The 15,705-nt window shown below is 45.7% G+C and carries 12 protein-coding genes and 1 tRNA gene; 1 reads left to right on the forward strand and 12 read right to left on the reverse strand.

Annotation, left to right across the window (positions count from 1 at the left end):
- Positions 1-408 precede the first annotated feature (408 nt).
- The 7 genes from Selli1_RS14825 to Selli1_RS14855 all read right to left on the reverse strand — a co-directional run bounded on the left by Selli1_RS14825 (position 409) and on the right by Selli1_RS14855 (position 5,597).
- The gene (locus tag Selli1_RS14825; RefSeq protein ID WP_281873752.1) at positions 409-618 is read right to left on the reverse strand and encodes a DUF3791 domain-containing protein; all 210 of its coding nucleotides are present in this window, start codon (positions 616-618) and stop codon (positions 409-411) included.
- Positions 619-622: 4 nt separating this feature from the next.
- The gene (locus tag Selli1_RS14830) at positions 623-865 is read right to left on the reverse strand and encodes a hypothetical protein (protein ID WP_281873778.1); all 243 of its coding nucleotides are present in this window, start codon (positions 863-865) and stop codon (positions 623-625) included.
- A 123-nt stretch (positions 866-988) separates the two neighbouring features.
- Positions 989-1,071 (reverse strand) — tRNA-Leu (locus Selli1_RS14835).
- 60 nt (positions 1,072-1,131) lie between these two features.
- A complete protein-coding gene (locus Selli1_RS14840; RefSeq protein WP_087168053.1) occupies positions 1,132-2,424 on the reverse strand; it encodes a diaminopimelate decarboxylase in 1,293 nt (430 codons plus the stop codon).
- Positions 2,424-3,137 carry a TrmB family transcriptional regulator gene (locus Selli1_RS14845; RefSeq protein WP_281873755.1) on the reverse strand — a complete coding sequence of 238 codons (714 nt, stop codon included), beginning with the start codon at positions 3,135-3,137 and terminating at the stop codon, positions 2,424-2,426. Before Selli1_RS14845 ends, Selli1_RS14840 begins: the two co-directional genes overlap by 1 nt.
- Before the next feature lie 101 nt (positions 3,138-3,238).
- Entirely contained in the window at positions 3,239-4,681 is a 1,443-nt protein-coding gene (gene pyk / locus Selli1_RS14850) for a pyruvate kinase (RefSeq protein WP_138373072.1), read from the reverse strand.
- A gap of 43 nt (positions 4,682-4,724) precedes the next feature.
- Positions 4,725-5,597 (reverse strand): rhomboid family intramembrane serine protease, encoded by an 873-nt coding sequence (locus tag Selli1_RS14855; RefSeq protein ID WP_087168071.1) that lies wholly within the window; start codon positions 5,595-5,597, stop codon positions 4,725-4,727.
- 235 nt (positions 5,598-5,832) lie between these two features.
- Here Selli1_RS14855 and Selli1_RS14860 point away from each other — a divergent pair, with 235 nt between their 5' ends.
- The gene (locus tag Selli1_RS14860; RefSeq protein WP_281873758.1) at positions 5,833-10,098 is read left to right on the forward strand and encodes a 2-hydroxyacyl-CoA dehydratase; all 4,266 of its coding nucleotides are present in this window, start codon (positions 5,833-5,835) and stop codon (positions 10,096-10,098) included.
- A 117-nt stretch (positions 10,099-10,215) separates the two neighbouring features.
- Here Selli1_RS14860 and Selli1_RS14865 read toward each other — a convergent pair whose 3' ends face one another.
- From Selli1_RS14865 to tpiA, 5 genes are all read right to left on the reverse strand, one after another.
- Positions 10,216-10,404: a hypothetical protein gene (locus Selli1_RS14865; protein ID WP_158099190.1), complete on the reverse strand. Its 189-nt coding sequence runs from the start codon at positions 10,402-10,404 to the stop codon at positions 10,216-10,218.
- Positions 10,405-10,584: 180 nt separating this feature from the next.
- Entirely contained in the window at positions 10,585-11,874 is a 1,290-nt protein-coding gene (locus Selli1_RS14870) for an aspartate aminotransferase type Ic (protein ID WP_087169194.1), read from the reverse strand.
- 240 nt (positions 11,875-12,114) lie between these two features.
- A complete protein-coding gene (gene gpmI, locus Selli1_RS14875; protein WP_087169195.1) occupies positions 12,115-13,656 on the reverse strand; it encodes a 2,3-bisphosphoglycerate-independent phosphoglycerate mutase in 1,542 nt (513 codons plus the stop codon).
- Between the two features lie 99 nt (positions 13,657-13,755).
- Positions 13,756-14,793 (reverse strand): LacI family DNA-binding transcriptional regulator, encoded by a 1,038-nt coding sequence (locus tag Selli1_RS14880; RefSeq protein WP_087169196.1) that lies wholly within the window; start codon positions 14,791-14,793, stop codon positions 13,756-13,758.
- 157 nt (positions 14,794-14,950) lie between these two features.
- Complete coding sequence (gene tpiA, locus Selli1_RS14885; RefSeq protein WP_087169197.1) at positions 14,951-15,700, reverse strand: triose-phosphate isomerase; 750 nt, start codon at positions 15,698-15,700, stop codon at positions 14,951-14,953.
- Positions 15,701-15,705: the final 5 nt, after the last annotated feature.

Genomic DNA, 15,705 nt, shown 5'->3' on the forward strand with positions numbered 1-15,705 from the left:
TACGTGTTTTATTTTGCAACTAACATCATAAAGAAAAACTGTATGATTGGGAAGTAGGGATTTTCTCTGCTTCCCTTTTTATTTAGGAAAAATTCCTATTTTTGCCAATAATAATTATACACTAACCAATCGACTTTATACAAAAATAACCGCCAAAATTTCATTTTATTTTTTATGCATTTTGTCTATTACAGGTATTAATTTTTTCTATTTTTGTATGTTTTGCTTATTTTACGTGGATTTGAGATAGATAAAAAAAGACCAAAATTCGACAGAATGGAGATTTCTTTATTCAAATGTGATTTTAACGACAAATTTCCTTATCAAATAAAAAAAGAGCCGTTCATCATCCAACGATACGACCGCATTGTTGGAGCAACAGCTCTGATCTTTCATGTTTCCAAATATTTAATTCTCTTTTTTCATTTCGGCAATATAATCATCAATATCCTTTATGATATGCTGCTCTCCCATTGTATGGAGAGACTCAAAATACTTCATAATATACTCATCCACTTTGCAGCTTTCGAACAGATCTGCAACTTCAGAACCAGAGAGCCCTTTAAAATGACGATATCTCTCCATGCAGTAAATCAAAAAACCGGCTTCTTTGCTCATCTTCTTATGCCTCCTCCGGATAATCATAGGATCCTGTTAAAAGTTCATCCTGGTACATCGTATAAAGTGTCAGGGGGCTGTAATGCCATAGTTTCGATTGTTCATCAGAAAGTTCCTTGTATAATTTCGATCGATAAAAACATGAAATTGCCGATTTTTCATCTATATTACTATTTTTTACAATTTGATCGATAATAGGCGGTATAATAATAGCCAACATTGCACGGTATACATCATCATTTGCCACTGCCCCCAAAAAAGAATCTACCTCTTGCTGCCCTTTCAAATTTCCAATTATTCAAAAACAGCGGGAACCCCTTTTCCCTGTGGTTTTCCCGCTCTTTTCGTATCTCTTTATTTGATAAAGTACTGCCGGCGGCGGGACTTGAACCCGCACATGGTTGCCCATAACAGATTTTGAGTCTGCCTCGTCTGCCATTCCGACACGCCGGCTTTTCCCGGCTGATTAAGCCGAGAATTATTATATCACAGCAACTCTTTGTTTGCAAGGAATTATTTCCAGATTTTTTCTGATTCCGCGATCAGTTCTTTTCCGATCTCAAAGCAGTCGAAGGTTGCAAAGTAGTCTGCCGGAGTCTCGGCGCGGCGGATCAGCTGTGCTGTTCCATCTTCTTTCAAAAGGACTTCTGCGGATTTGAGTTTTCCGTTGTAATTGTAGCCCATGGAAAATCCGTGTGCTCCGGTATCGTGGATCACGAGCACATCTCCCATATCGATCTTCGGAAGCATCCTGTCGATCGCGAATTTATCGTTATTCTCGCAGAGAGATCCGGTGACATCGTATTTATGATCACACGGCTCGTTTTCTTTTCCCATTACTGTAATATGATGGTATGCACCATACATGGCCGGGCGCATCAGATTGACCGCGCAGGCATCCACGCCGATATATTCTTTATGCGTATGTTTTTCATGGATCGCTTTTGTCACAAGACATCCGTACGGTCCCATCATAAATCTTCCAAGTTCCGTGTAGATTGCCACATCCCCCATTTCTGCCGGAACGAGCACTTTTTCGTATACTTTTCGTACGCCTTCTCCGATGACGCGGATATCATTCGGCTCCTGGTCCGGACGGTATGGAATTCCGATTCCGCCGGAAAGATTGATAAATTTGATATGAACACCGGTCTCTTCTTTCAGCTTGACCGCTGTTTTGAAAAGCACTTCGGCAAGCATCGGGTAGTACTCATTCGTCACCGTGTTGCTTGCGAGAAATGCGTGGATTCCGAATTCTTTTGCTCCTTTTGACTTCAGGATTTTAAATGCTTCTGTAATCTGTTCTGTTGTCATGCCGTATTTGGCATCTCCCGGGTTGTCCATGATGTCATTGGTAATCTGAAAAACTCCACCCGGATTGTAACGGCAGCTGATCGTCTCCGGAATGTGTCCGATCGCTTCTTCAAGGAAATCAATATGCGTGATATCATCCAGATTGATGATGGCCCCGAGACGGTCGGCAAGCTGAAAGTCCTCTGCCGGAGTATCATTGGACGAAAACATGATGTCCTCTCCTTTCATTCCCATTGCCCCGGATAACATCAACTCCGTAAAAGAGGAACAGTCACAGCCGCAGCCATACTCCTTTAAAATCTGAATCAGGAACGGATTCGGCGTCGCCTTTACTGCAAAATATTCTTTATATCCCGGATTCCATGCAAAGGCCTCCTTTAAAGCTCTTGCGTTCTCCCGAATTCCCTTTTCATCGTACAGGTGAAACGGGGTCGGAAATTCCTGAATAATTTCATCCAGTTTTTCTTTGGAAACAAATGGTTTCTTTTCCATCAGTTCTTTTCTCCTTTCGTAAGTTCAATCACTTTTATCTCATTTGCCATCGCCTCTTTGAAAATCTCAACGAAATTGCGCTGGCCTGTATACAGACAGGTGTTTCCGGACCGCTCTCCATATTCTCCGCTCAGGACAAAGGAGGAATCCACAATCATTCCCACCTGCCCTTTTTTGTCCCCGGCACGGTAAATGGTCCCTGGTTCTTGTAACTCTTCCCAGTCTGTGATGATGACGACTTTCTTTCCTGCATCGAAAAGAGTCTGCAGATCCGGAAGCACTACTTTCAGGAAAGACTGTCCGGCTGAAATATAAACTCTTTCTTCTGCTTTTTTCAGAAGACCTCTTGCCTTTGACTCCACTGCCTCCTGCCCGGAAATAGTGATGTAGCCTTCCTCTTCTTTTTTCTGAACAGGCGCATGGAGAAGCAGCCAGTCCTCCTCATTTTTCAGCTGGTCAATCTTTTCTTCACAGAACTCCTGAACCGGCACTGCAAGATATTTTCTGCCTGTCTCATTTTCTTCCAGATAAGCTGCTCCTTTCTCGCACAGAGAAGCCAGCGAGGCATAGACATTCGAACGGGAAATTCCCGTCAGTTTTGCCGCCTCATATCCGGTCAGCTTTCCATTCTCAAGAAGGCTCTCATAAAGGGAAGCCTCCTGTCTCGTTAAATCAAATTTCATTAAATGCTCTTTAAACTGTTCTGTACCCATATTTTCTCCTTAGTAGCTCTTTATGGTACTACTATAGCACATTTTCCCGGAAAGTCAAGAAAAATCAGGACAGACAATTCTGTCCGCCCTGACTGCATTTTTTATTCAATTACCGCAATTCTCATCATATTGCTTCCGCTGTTCCCCGCATAAGAATAAGATCCCATCGGCGCAGGAAGCCCTGCCGTCAATACAACGATATCCCCCGGTTCCACGTACTGTTTCGCTTTTACCATCTCAAGCGCGTTTTCACAGACATCTTCCATAGACTTCAGCGGAATAGATTTCAGCGGACGTACGCCCCAGTAAATCTGCATTCTGCGGAGTGTCGCCTCATCCGGACTGACACCGATGACATCTGCTCTCGGTTTGAATTTGGATACCACCTTCGCGGTTGCTCCGGACATGGTCGGCGCGACAATACATTTTGCATCCAGGTTGTCTGCTGTTGCTACAGTGGAAAATCCGATAGCACTGGAGATGCTCTGTCTTCTGTGCTGCTGTGCTTTTTTCAGAAGCACATCATAGTCCAGATGGCTCTCCGTATTTTCTACGATCTGCACCATCATCTTGAGTGCCTCTACCGGGTATTTACCCTGTGCTGTCTCCCCGGAAAGCATGACAGCATCGGTTCCGTCATATACCGCATTTGCCACGTCGGTTACCTCTGCACGTGTCGGGCGAGGATTCCGGATCATGGAGTCAAGCATCTGTGTCGCCGTGATAACCGGTTTGAAGTTGTCATTACATTTCTTAATAATTTCCTTCTGGATATACGGAACTTCCTGTGCCGGAATTTCCACACCCATATCACCTCTTGCAACCATGACACCGTCCGCGCAGCGGATAATTTCATCGATATTGCGGATTCCTTCCGCATTTTCAATTTTTGCTATGATCGGAATATAAGGGGCGTTACATTCTCTTAACCAGCTTCGGATTTCGATAATGCACTCTGCGTTTCTTACAAAGGAAGCTGCGATAAAATCGATGCCCTGGCTGACGCCGAATTTAATGTCCTCTCTGTCTTTCTCTGTAATAGCCGGAAGACGTACCGGTACATTCGGTACATTGATCCCCTTCTTCTCCCCGAGTTCTCCTCCGTTGATTACCTTACAGATAATATCGTTTTCTGTAATTCTGACAACTTCCAGCTCTATAAGTCCATCATCAATCAGGATTTTCCGTCCAGGCATTACATCTTCGGTCAGCCCGTTGTAAGTGATGGAAACTTTGTGTTCATCTCCGACAATGTCCTCGGAAGTCAATGTGAATTCAGCCCCCTCCTGTAATATCACTTTCTTTCCGTCTTTCAGGACACCTGTACGAATCTCCGGTCCTTTTGTATCCAGAAGAATTGCAACCGGCAGTTTCTCCTCTTCCCGGATCTTCTTGAGCATATCCATACGGAACTTATGCTCTTCATAGTCACCATGTGAAAAATTGAATCTCGCAATATTCATCCCGTTTTTCACAAGATTTCTCATCAGATTCTCATCATTTGCATTTGGTCCCATTGTGCATACAATCTTCGTCTTCTTCATTTTCTTCCATTCCTTTCTGGTCGTAACCTCTTGATGTGCCTTTCTATTTTACATGTTCATGTGTAAACAGATGATCCTGACAGTATTCATAGTTTCCATTACATTTTGAGCAGTAGCGGAATTCCAGTTCCGGATGGTCCAGCTCCGTCCGTCCGCAGACTGCACACCGGTGCTTCGGCACTCTGCCGTCAGGCTGCGCGGAATAATGATTCTGCGGCCTTGCTTTCATCTGTTTTTTGAATTCTCTTCTGCGCTTCTGCTGCTTTGGAGAAAATTGTGCGTAGTTTCTCGTTGAAACATAAAAAATCACAAAATTCAGAATCGAAATTGCCGCCGCAAAAGCACTTGCCCGGTAGCTGGTGTATGTTCCGCCGTATGACGGAAGAAAACCCTGAATGATCGTCCAGATGAAAAATGCCCCGTCGATCCATGCCAGCCATTTTGCCTTGACAGGCAGAATATAAAACAGAAGGAACTCCATGTCCGGATATACCGCTGCAAAAGCAAAGAACAGGGAAAGGTTCAGATAGGACGTACCCAGCATGTAGACCTGACCTGTAACCAGATAGATCAAAAGGGCGGCAATCACGTGGAACAGCACACCGGTAAAAAAATAAAGGTTGAACCGGAATGATCCCCACGTTTGCTCCAGCGTTCTTCCAATCATATAATAAAAATAAAGAGCAATGATCAGAAAGATCAGGTTGTTTGACGGCGGCTGAATCAAAAATGTAACGATTCTCCAAATTTGTCCGTGCAGAATTTCAGCTGCGTTCAATGACAGATACTGGATATAAAAATACGGATTGATGTAGTCCAGCACAAATCCGATTCCATACAGAATAATAATAAAATACATCAGATTCGGAATCGCATATCTGCCGAATTTACGCTCTAAACGTGAAATCCAATTCATCTTTTTTCTCCTTTCATACTCGTTTTTCATTGTATCCTCTCCCTGTTTTTTTGTCAATCGGCTTCACAGACTTTACAGGAATTCTTCCCGGACTTTACAGGAAATTCATTTTTCCTTAGGAAGATTTTATTGTATCTTGCTCCTTTTTGTCGTATAATAAACGATGTTGCAAAAATATATTAATCATAAGAAGAAATACATCTGCACATATAAGATAGAAAAGGAGTAACACAATATGAGCCAAAGGGATATTTTCACTCTGGGAATTGACATCGGTTCTACCACTGTCAAGATTGCGGTTCTTGATGAAAAGAACGAGATGATGTTCTCAGATTATGAACGACATTTTGCCAACATTCAGGAAACCCTTTCTGACTTGCTTGGAAGAGCTGTTCATCAGCTTGGGGCCATTCATGTATCTCCGGTCATCACCGGAAGCGGCGGCCTTACCCTGGCAAAACACCTCGGTGTTCCTTTTGTCCAGGAAGTAATTGCTGTGTCCACTGCCTTACAGGATTATGCTCCTCAGACCGATGTCGCCATCGAGCTTGGCGGCGAGGACGCAAAGATTATCTATTTTGAGAATGGAAATGTGGAACAAAGAATGAACGGGATCTGTGCCGGAGGTACCGGTTCCTTTATCGACCAGATGGCCTCTCTTCTTCAGACGGATGCCACAGGTTTGAATGAATACGCAAAAAATTATAATGCCTTATATGATATTGCCGCACGCTGCGGTGTGTTTGCCAAGACAGATATCCAGCCTCTGATCAATGACGGTGCCGCAAAGGAGGACCTGGCAGCCTCTATTTTCCAGGCGGTAGTCAATCAGACAATCAGCGGTCTGGCATGCGGAAAGCCGATCCGCGGACATGTTGCATTCCTCGGCGGTCCGCTGCATTTCCTCTCCGAGCTGAGAGCGGCATTTATCCGGACACTGGAGCTGGATGACGAACATACGATTGCTCCGAAGAACTCCCACCTGTTTGCTGCTGTTGGATCCGCACTGAATTCCAAAAAAGATCTGGATGTTCCGATTATTGAGCTGCAGAAACGTCTGGCAAATCATATCCAGATGGATTTCGAAGTGGAGCGTCTTGACCCTCTCTTCGCTTCCGAGGAGGAGTTCCGTGAATTTAAGGAACGTCATGACAGACATCAGGTCCCTGTCAAGGATCTTTCCACCTACAAAGGGAATGTTTATCTTGGAATCGATGCCGGTTCCACTACGACAAAAGCTGCGCTTGTAGGCGAAGATGGTACACTTCTTTATTCCTTTTACCACGGAAATGACGGCGATCCGCTTGCCACAACGATCACCGCGCTGAAAGATATTTATTCCAGGCTTCCGGAAGACGCACGGATTGCCTACTCCTGCTCTACCGGATACGGAGAGGCGCTGATGAAAGCTGCGTTCCTTCTGGATGAGGGAGAAGTCGAGACGATCTCGCATTATTATGCGGCCTCTTTCTTCGAACCGGATGTAGACTGTATTCTTGACATCGGCGGCCAGGATATGAAATGTATCAAAATTAAAAACCATACGGTAGATTCCGTACAGCTCAATGAAGCCTGCTCCTCCGGATGCGGTTCTTTCATTGAAACATTCGCCAAATCACTGAATTACTCTGTGGAGGATTTTGCTGATGAAGCGCTTTACGCAAAACATCCGATTGACCTTGGAACACGATGTACGGTATTTATGAACTCAAAAGTAAAGCAGGCCCAGAAAGAAGGTGCTTCTGTTGCCGATATTTCCGCCGGCCTTGCCTACTCCGTCATCAAGAATGCACTGTTCAAGGTAATCAAGGTTTCCGACGCATCGGAACTTGGTAAGAACATTGTTGTCCAGGGCGGTACTTTCTATAACAATGCTGTACTGCGCAGCTTTGAAAAAATCGCCAACTGCGAGGCTGTCCGCCCGGATATCGCCGGAATCATGGGAGCATTTGGAGCAGCACTGATTGCCCGTGAACGGTACCATACATATGACTGCAAAGAGACAACCATGCTCTCTATCGAAGATATTGAAAATCTGACATACGAAACATCCATGGCAAAATGTCAGAGATGTGCCAACCACTGCCGTCTGACAATCAACAAGTTTACCGGCGGAAGACGTTTCATCACCGGAAACCGTTGTGAGCGGGGTCTTGGAAAGGAAAAGACCAACACCGATATTCCAAACCTCTTCTCCTATAAAAATGAACGGTATTTTGGCTACAAGCCGCTTCCAAAGGAAGAGGCTCCTCACGGAACGATCGGACTTCCAAGAGTACTGAACATGTACGAAGATTACCCTCTGTGGTTTACCTTCTTTACAGAACTGGGATTTTCCGTTGTTCTTTCTCCTTCTTCTTCGAGAAAGATCTATGAGATGGGAATTGAATCCATACCAAGCGAGTCCGAGTGCTATCCGGCCAAGCTTGCCCACGGCCATGTGGAATGGCTGATCCGTCAGAATGTGGACCGGATCTTCTACCCTTGCATTCCGTATGAGCGAAATGAATTTCCGGATGCAAACAACCACTACAACTGTCCGATCGTCACGTCCTACGCGGAAAATATCAAAAACAATATGGACGAGATCGTACAGGGAAAGGTTGATTTCATGAATCCGTTCCTTGCGCTGACAAGCGAAGAGATTATGGCTGACCGCCTGGTTGAAATCTTCTCTGAGAAATTCCGGATTCCGGAAGAAAAAATCCGGGATGCCGCCCACAAAGGATGGGTGGAACTGGAAAACTGCCGGGACGATATCCGGAAAAAAGGCGAGGAGACCCTTGCTTATCTGGAAAAGACCGGACGGCACGGCATTGTCCTTGCAGGACGTCCGTACCATTATGACCCGGAAGTCAACCACGGTATTCCGGAACTGATTACTTCTTATGGAATTGCCGTGCTGACAGAGGATTCCATCTCTCACTTAAATCCGGTGGAACGGCCGCTTAATGTCATGGACCAGTGGATGTATCATTCCCGTCTTTACGCGGCTGCAAACTATGTCAAGACAACAGAGAACCTTGATCTGATCCAGCTTAACTCTTTCGGGTGTGGACTTGATGCGGTAACCACCGATGAGGTGGCAGATATTCTGACCGGTTTCGGAAAGATTTATACCTCGCTGAAAATTGATGAGGTCAACAATCTGGGTGCAGCCAGAATCCGTATCCGTTCTCTTCTTGCGGCTATCCGCGCAAGAGATGTAAAAAAAGAAAAACGTGAAGTTCGGAGTGCTGCAATTGAAAAAATTCCGTTCACAAAAGAGATGAAGGAAACGTATACCATCCTTTGTCCGCAGATGTCACCGATCCACTTCGATCTGATTGAGCCTGCATTCCGGGCTTCCGGCTACAAGATTGAAGTGCTTCCAAATGATAACCGGGATGCGGTCAATGTTGGCCTGAAATATGTCAACAATGACGCCTGCTATCCGTCTCTGATGGTTGTAGGCCAGATCATGGATGCGATCCTTTCCGGAAAATATGATACCGATCATCTTGCGGTGATTATTTCCCAGACGGGAGGCGGCTGCCGTGCTTCAAACTACATCGGATTTATCCGCCGGGCGCTGAAAAAAGCGGGGTATGCCCATATCCCGGTTATTTCCATCAACCTGAGCGGACTGGAAAAGAATCCTGGATTCAAGATTACGCCGATGCTGGCGCTGCGCGGTGTATATGCCGCAGTCCTTGGAGATGTCTTTATGCGGTGTCTCTACCGGATTCGTCCGTATGAGGCTGAAAAAGGATCTGCCAATGCGCTCTATGAAAAATGGGCTGCTGTCTGCCGGAAATTTGTCTCTGAAGGATATCCTTCCAGACGCCGGTTCAAAAAACTTTGCCGGCAGATCATTCATGACTTTGATACTCTGCCGATCACGGATGAGAAAAAGCCTCGTGTCGGCGTAGTCGGAGAGATCCTCGTCAAGTTCCTCCCGGCTGCAAATAATTACCTGGTGGATCTCCTTGAGCATGAAGGCGCAGAGGCGGTTGTGCCGGATCTTGTAGACTTTCTGCTGTACTGCTTCTACAACTCCAACTTCAAGCATACCCATCTAGGAATGAAGAAGTCTTCCGCCCGGCTCGCAAATCTCGGTATCAAGGTGATCGAATGGTTCCGGAAGCCGGCTGTGGACGCATATAAAAAGAGCAAGCGTTTTACTCCGCCGTCCAGAATTGAACATCTTGCCTCCATGGCAAGTGAAGTTGTTCAGCTTGGCAACCAGACCGGTGAGGGATGGTTCCTGACCGGCGAAATGCTGGAGCTGATCGAGACAGGCGCAAAGAATATCGTCTGCACACAGCCGTTTGCCTGCCTTCCAAACCATGTGGTCGGAAAAGGTGTTATTAAAGAGCTTAGACGGCTTCACCCGGAATCCAACATTGTTGCGATCGACTATGATCCGGGTGCCAGCGAAGTCAATCAGCTGAACCGTATCAAGCTGATGCTCTCTACCGCAAATAAAAATCTCGAAAAAGAACAGCAGGCATCCATTTGATGCCTGCCGGATCATCATTTAACAATACGAATACATTCTGCTTCAATGAGCAAACAGCTTTGGCTCTCGTTTTCTGATAAACGAGAGCCATTTTTTAACCTTCTGTTTTATCCGAACTTATTCGAAACTCTGCATAGGCATATTCTTTACTTCGATTTGTGAGCTTGAAGAAGGAATTCCTTTTTCGTCCGAACAAAGTTCTAATAATACTGCCGGGGTCGTTTCGCTATTGCCGATATGCTCTTTTTTCGACGCACACCCATTGCATCCTAACAGAATCACAGCTATTAAAATTAATATCTTCATATATTCTGACCCCCGCCTTTCTTTTTTTATATGTTATATTCATCATACCTGTCATCATTTGCTTTGTCAATTTTATATAATCGCGCACAACGCAAAATACTGTATGCCAGATACACCTGGTATCCTGCATACAGTATTTCACATAGGGCATATATAATAATATTTAAGAAGGGGCTTAATTTATTCAGCCTGGGCAAGGAGCTTATCCACACTTACCAGTTTGACGCTCAGTGTGAATACTTCCATTGCCAGTTTGATCTCATCCAGTGTCGGATAAGACGGTGCAATTCGGATATTGCTGTCGTGCGGATCTTTTCCATACGGATAGGTCGCTCCGGCATTTGTCATCACAAGACCTGCTTCCTTTGCCTTTGCGACGATCGCCTTCGCGCATCCGTCCATGGAGTCAAAGGAGATGAAATATCCTCCTCTTGGAGCAAGCCAGCTTCCGATCTCCAGTCCGCCCAGCTCCTTTTCCAGAGAGGCAAGAACTGTATCGAATTTCGGTCTCATAATGTCCGCGTGTTTCTTCATGTGCTTCACCATGCCGTGAATATCCTTAAAGAATCTTGCGTGGCGGAGCTGATTCAGCTTGTCGTGTCCGATTGTCTGAATCTTCATCTGCTCACGAATCTCTTTTAAGTTGGCATCAGAAGCGGCAATCGCTGCGATACCGGATCCCGGAAAACTGATCTTGGATGTGGAAGAAAACTTGTAGACCATATCCGGATGGCCTTCTTTCTTACACTCCATCAGAATCTCAATCAGGTAGTCCTGCTTATCTTCATAGAGGTGGTGGATTCCGTAAGCATTATCCCAGTAGATTCGGAAATCTTCTGCTGCCGGATTCAGCTTCGCAAAACGGTGTACCGTCTCGTCAGAATAGGTAATTCCCTGCGGATTGGAGTATTTCGGCACGCACCAGATCCCTTTCACTGCCGGATCTGTGCTTACAAGCTCTTCTACCATATCCATATCCGGTCCGGTCGGAGTCATTGGGATATTGATCATCTCGATTCCAAAATGCTCTGTAATCGCAAAATGTCGGTCATATCCCGGAACCGGACATAAGAATTTCACCTTGTCAAGTTTACACCATGGCGTACTTCCCATAACACCGTGAATCATGGAACGCGCTACCGTATCGTACATTACATTCAGACTGGAGTTTCCAAAAATAACGATATTGTCTTTCGGAACTTCCATCATATCTGCCAGAAGCTGCTTTGCCTCTTTAATCCCGTCTAATACTCCGTAGTTTCTGCAGTCAACGCCCTCTTCGCATACGAGGTCGGAACTGCTGGTCAGAACATCCATCATTCCCATAGAAAGATTCAGTTGCTCTGTAGAAGGCTTTCCACGGGACATATCAAGTTTCAGTCCCTTCGCCTTTACATCCTCAAACTTTTTAGTAAGCTCTTTTTTCAGAGCTTTCAGCTCATTTTTGCTCAGATCTTTATATGCTGTCATGGTTCTACCGCCCTTCTTCATTTTCACTGGTTTCTATTGTATCGGGCTTTTGACTTTTCGTCAACTGTTTCTTGCAATTTTCTCTTTATTTTTCTAATTTTCACGGGAAATCAGGTTGAAAATGAATTTTTTATGTTGATTTTATTCATTTTTCAGCCCATCCTGCAAGATCCGGTTGTGAACAGATTGAAAAAAAAGCGGAACAGCCGAAGCCGCCCCGCTCATTTTGACATTCAATTTCTATTTACGTACAAGAAGGGATGTTCCTGTCATCTCTTCCGGCTGTTTCATTCCCATCATCTCGATCAGAGTCGGTGCGATGTCTGCCAGACATCCTCCTTCTCTCAGTCCGTATGCCGGATCTGCGTTGACGATAATGAACGGCACCTGGTTGGTTGTGTGGGCCGTAAACGGCTCGCCTGTCGTCTCATCGATGAGCTGCTCTGCATTTCCGTGGTCTGCGCAGATAAACATCTGTCCGTCCACTTCTTTAATGGCATCTACCGCTTTTCCTACGCACTCATCGACCGCTTCGATCGCTTTAATGGCAGCTGCTTCTACTCCCGTGTGGCCTACCATATCCGGGTTTGCGAAGTTGATAATGATGACATCGTATTTCTGTGAACGGATTGCTTCAACCAGCTTGTCACACACTTCGTACGCACTCATTTCCGGTTTCAGGTCATAGGTCGCAACTTTCGGTGATTTTACAAGAATACGGTCTTCTCCCGGATTCGGCTCTTCCACACCGCCATTGAAGAAGAATGTAACGTGCGCGTATTTCTCTGTCTCGGCGATTCTTGCCTGTGTCATATTGTTTGCGGCAAGGAATTCTCCGAACGTATTTGTGATCTCTGTCTTATGGAACGCGATCAGCTTATTCGGGATTGTCACGTCATATTCTGTAAAGCATACATAGGTTGTGCAGATGCGGTCTCCTCTGTCAAATCCGTCAAATTCATCCGCACAGAACACTCTTGTGATCTCTCTTGCACGGTCCGGGCGGAAGTTGAAGAAGATGATGGAATCGTTGTTCTTGATTGTTGCGACCGGTTTTCCGTCTTTTGTAATGACAGCCGGAACAACAAATTCATCCGTCTTTCCGTCATCGTAGGATTTCTGTACTGCTTCTACAGCATCTTCGCATGTATTTCCTTCGCCTTTTACAAGGGCATTGTATGCGAGTTCTACACGATCCCAGCGGTTATCTCTGTCCATTGCGTAGTAACGTCCCATCACGGAAGCAATCTCACCGACGCCGATCTCCTTCATCTTGTCAGAAAGTTCCTGCACATAATCTTTTCCGGATTCCGGCGGTGTGTCACGTCCGTCCAGGAAGCAGTGAACATAGACTTTGGAGATTCCCTGACGTTTCGCAAGTTCCAGAAGTCCGTAGATATGTGTATTGTGGCTGTGTACACCTCCGTCAGAGACAAGTCCGTACATGTGCAGTGCACTGTCATTCTTCTTTACATTTTCACATGCTGCAAGCAGTGCTTCATTTTCAAAGAAATCTCCATCCTGAATGGATTTTGTGATCTTTGTCAGATCCTGATATACGATCCGGCCTGCACCCATGTTCAGGTGTCCGACCTCTGAATTTCCCATCTGTCCGTCCGGCAGTCCTACCGCCATGCCGCTTGCATTTCCGCGGACAAACGGACACTCTGCCATTAATTTATCCATAACAGGAGTTTTGGCCTCTGCAACCGCATTCCCGTTGGTCTTCTCGCTCAGCCCATAACCATCCAAGATCATCAATACTGTTGGTTTCTTACTCATTGTTTTCTCTCCTTTTTACTTTTTTCCACTCTGCTATTTTACATGATTTTCCCGCCGCTTTCAAGCAGTGCCAGAAAACCTGCCGCGTTTCCGGGCAGTTTATACATAAATTTCTTTTACCGTTTCCCGCTCCATGAGCCGGACCGGAATCCGGATATCTACCTTTTTATCTTCCTTTTCTTCCAGTGCCTGAAACAGCAGTTCTGCGGCTTTGCGCCCTTTTTCCGCCGCGCCCTGTCTGACTGTCGTCAGTCTTGGATATGCAAATTTTGACATGCCAAGATCGTCAAATCCAATGATCGAAATATCTTTCGGAATCCAGATCCCGTGATGCCGGAAATAATCCATGGCTTCCAGAGCATAATAATCTCTGCTGAAAATGACTGCTGTATAATCAAAAATATGCCCCGCCAGAGACTGCAGCATGGCAAGCTGCCTGTCCTCATGGATACTTCCCATATAAATGTGCTCCTGCGCAAACGGAAGGTGTGCCTCCTTGAGAGCCCGCTTATACCCGGCCAGACGTCTTTCAGACACATCGCCCGGTGTTCCGTCCGGATCGTATGGCCCGTCTGCAACATAGGCAATTCTCCGGTGCCCCTTCCCGATCAGATAAGAGGCTGCCTGATAAGCTCCCTCTTCATCCTCGGTTCCAACATTTCTGAAGATTTCATCCTCCCGGAAATAGCAGTCGGTAAAAACTGCCGGCATTTTCATGTCCTTTCCAAGTTCTCTGCAGATTTCTGTCGGAATACCGATCGTCAGCAGACCGTCTACATTCCACGTATGTATCAGATCCCGGATTTCTCTCTCGGTAGATGCGGCGTACAGCATCATATAGTATCCACGCGACCGCACTTCCTTTTCAATCTCTACAATCATTTCAGCGGCAAGAGGATGATACAGTGTCTCACGTTCGGAACCTGCCGGAACGTTGGAAATCACTCCGATAATTCTGGATTGATTCTGGACAAGCATGCGCGCTCCCATATTCGGGACGTACTGCATCTCTTCCATAATCCGTTCGATCCGCTCTTTCGTCTCTTTGGAGACCTTTTTGGTTCTTCCGTGTATAACATTGGACACTGTCATGGCGCTGACATTCGCTGCCTGTGCGATATCTTTAATCGTAACCATTCTACTTCCCTTCCCGCATTTATGTTTCACGCTTCTCAGATCTTCTTCTGACTTTTTCTATTGTACTATTTTCAGCTGCATTTTGCAATATTTTCAGGGAAAGTGCCGGGTAACAGCAAAACCCTGCGGACATTTGAATCCGCAGGGTTTCTCTTCCTTATTTCCAGTTTACGATTTTACCAAAATCAGCTTTGAGAGAAGCTCCTCCAACAAGTCCTCCGTCGATATCCGGCTGTGCGAATAATTCCGGAGCTGTTGCCGGATTTACAGAGCCGCCGTACTGGATCCGGATTGCTTCCGCAGTTGCTTCATCATAGATTTCTGCAATGCATGCACGGATGCCTGCGCATACTTCCTGTGCCTGCTCTGTTGTTGCTGTTTTTCCTGTTCCGATTGCCCAGATCGGTTCATAAGCGATCACTGCTGTCTTTGCCTGATCTGCTGTCACGTTCTGGAAAGCAATCTTGATCTGCATACGAACGAAATCCATTGTCACGCCCTGTTCTCTCTGTGCAAGAGTTTCTCCGCAGCAGATGATCGGTGTGATGCCGTGTTCAAATGCTTTCAGTACTTTCTTATTAACATCTTCGTCTGACTCTCCAAAATACTCTCTTCTTTCGGAATGTCCGATGATGACATATTTCACTCCTGCATCTGTCAGCATTTCCGGAGCGATTTCTCCTGTATATGCACCCTTTTCTTCAAAGTACATGTTCTCGGCACCAATTACGATATTGCTGCCTTTTGCTGCTTCCATAGCCGGAATAATATCAATTGCCGGTACACAGAATACAACATCTGCTTCCTCTGTTGCTACGAGAGGCTTTAACTCGTTTACCAGAGCAACTGCCTGGGACGGAGTCATGTTCATTTTCCAGTTTCCGGCGATAATTTTCTTTCTTGCCATTTTGT

Origin of the sequence: Sellimonas catena (assembly GCF_027924685.1) — a bacterium.
GTDB lineage: Bacteria > Bacillota > Clostridia > Lachnospirales > Lachnospiraceae > Sellimonas > Sellimonas catena.

Excerpts from the sequence above, each read along its gene's own strand:
- Selli1_RS14855 (WP_087168071.1), bottom strand. The coding sequence starts at position 5,597 with ATGAATTGGATTTCACGTTTAGAGCGTAAATTCGGCAGATATGCGATT.
- Selli1_RS14870 (WP_087169194.1), bottom strand. The coding sequence starts at position 11,874 with ATGACAGCATATAAAGATCTGAGCAAAAATGAGCTGAAAGCTCTGAAA.
- Selli1_RS14840 (WP_087168053.1), bottom strand. The coding sequence starts at position 2,424 with ATGGAAAAGAAACCATTTGTTTCCAAAGAAAAACTGGATGAAATTATT.
- pyk (WP_138373072.1), bottom strand. The coding sequence starts at position 4,681 with ATGAAGAAGACGAAGATTGTATGCACAATGGGACCAAATGCAAATGAT.
- Selli1_RS14865 (WP_158099190.1), bottom strand. The coding sequence starts at position 10,404 with ATGAAGATATTAATTTTAATAGCTGTGATTCTGTTAGGATGCAATGGG.
- Selli1_RS14825 (WP_281873752.1), bottom strand. The coding sequence starts at position 618 with ATGAGCAAAGAAGCCGGTTTTTTGATTTACTGCATGGAGAGATATCGT.
- tpiA (WP_087169197.1), bottom strand. The coding sequence starts at position 15,700 with ATGGCAAGAAAGAAAATTATCGCCGGAAACTGGAAAATGAACATGACT.
- Selli1_RS14845 (WP_281873755.1), bottom strand. The coding sequence starts at position 3,137 with ATGGGTACAGAACAGTTTAAAGAGCATTTAATGAAATTTGATTTAACG.
- Selli1_RS14860 (WP_281873758.1), top strand. The coding sequence starts at position 5,833 with ATGAGCCAAAGGGATATTTTCACTCTGGGAATTGACATCGGTTCTACC.
- Selli1_RS14880 (WP_087169196.1), bottom strand. The coding sequence starts at position 14,793 with ATGGTTACGATTAAAGATATCGCACAGGCAGCGAATGTCAGCGCCATG.
- gpmI (WP_087169195.1), bottom strand. The coding sequence starts at position 13,656 with ATGAGTAAGAAACCAACAGTATTGATGATCTTGGATGGTTATGGGCTG.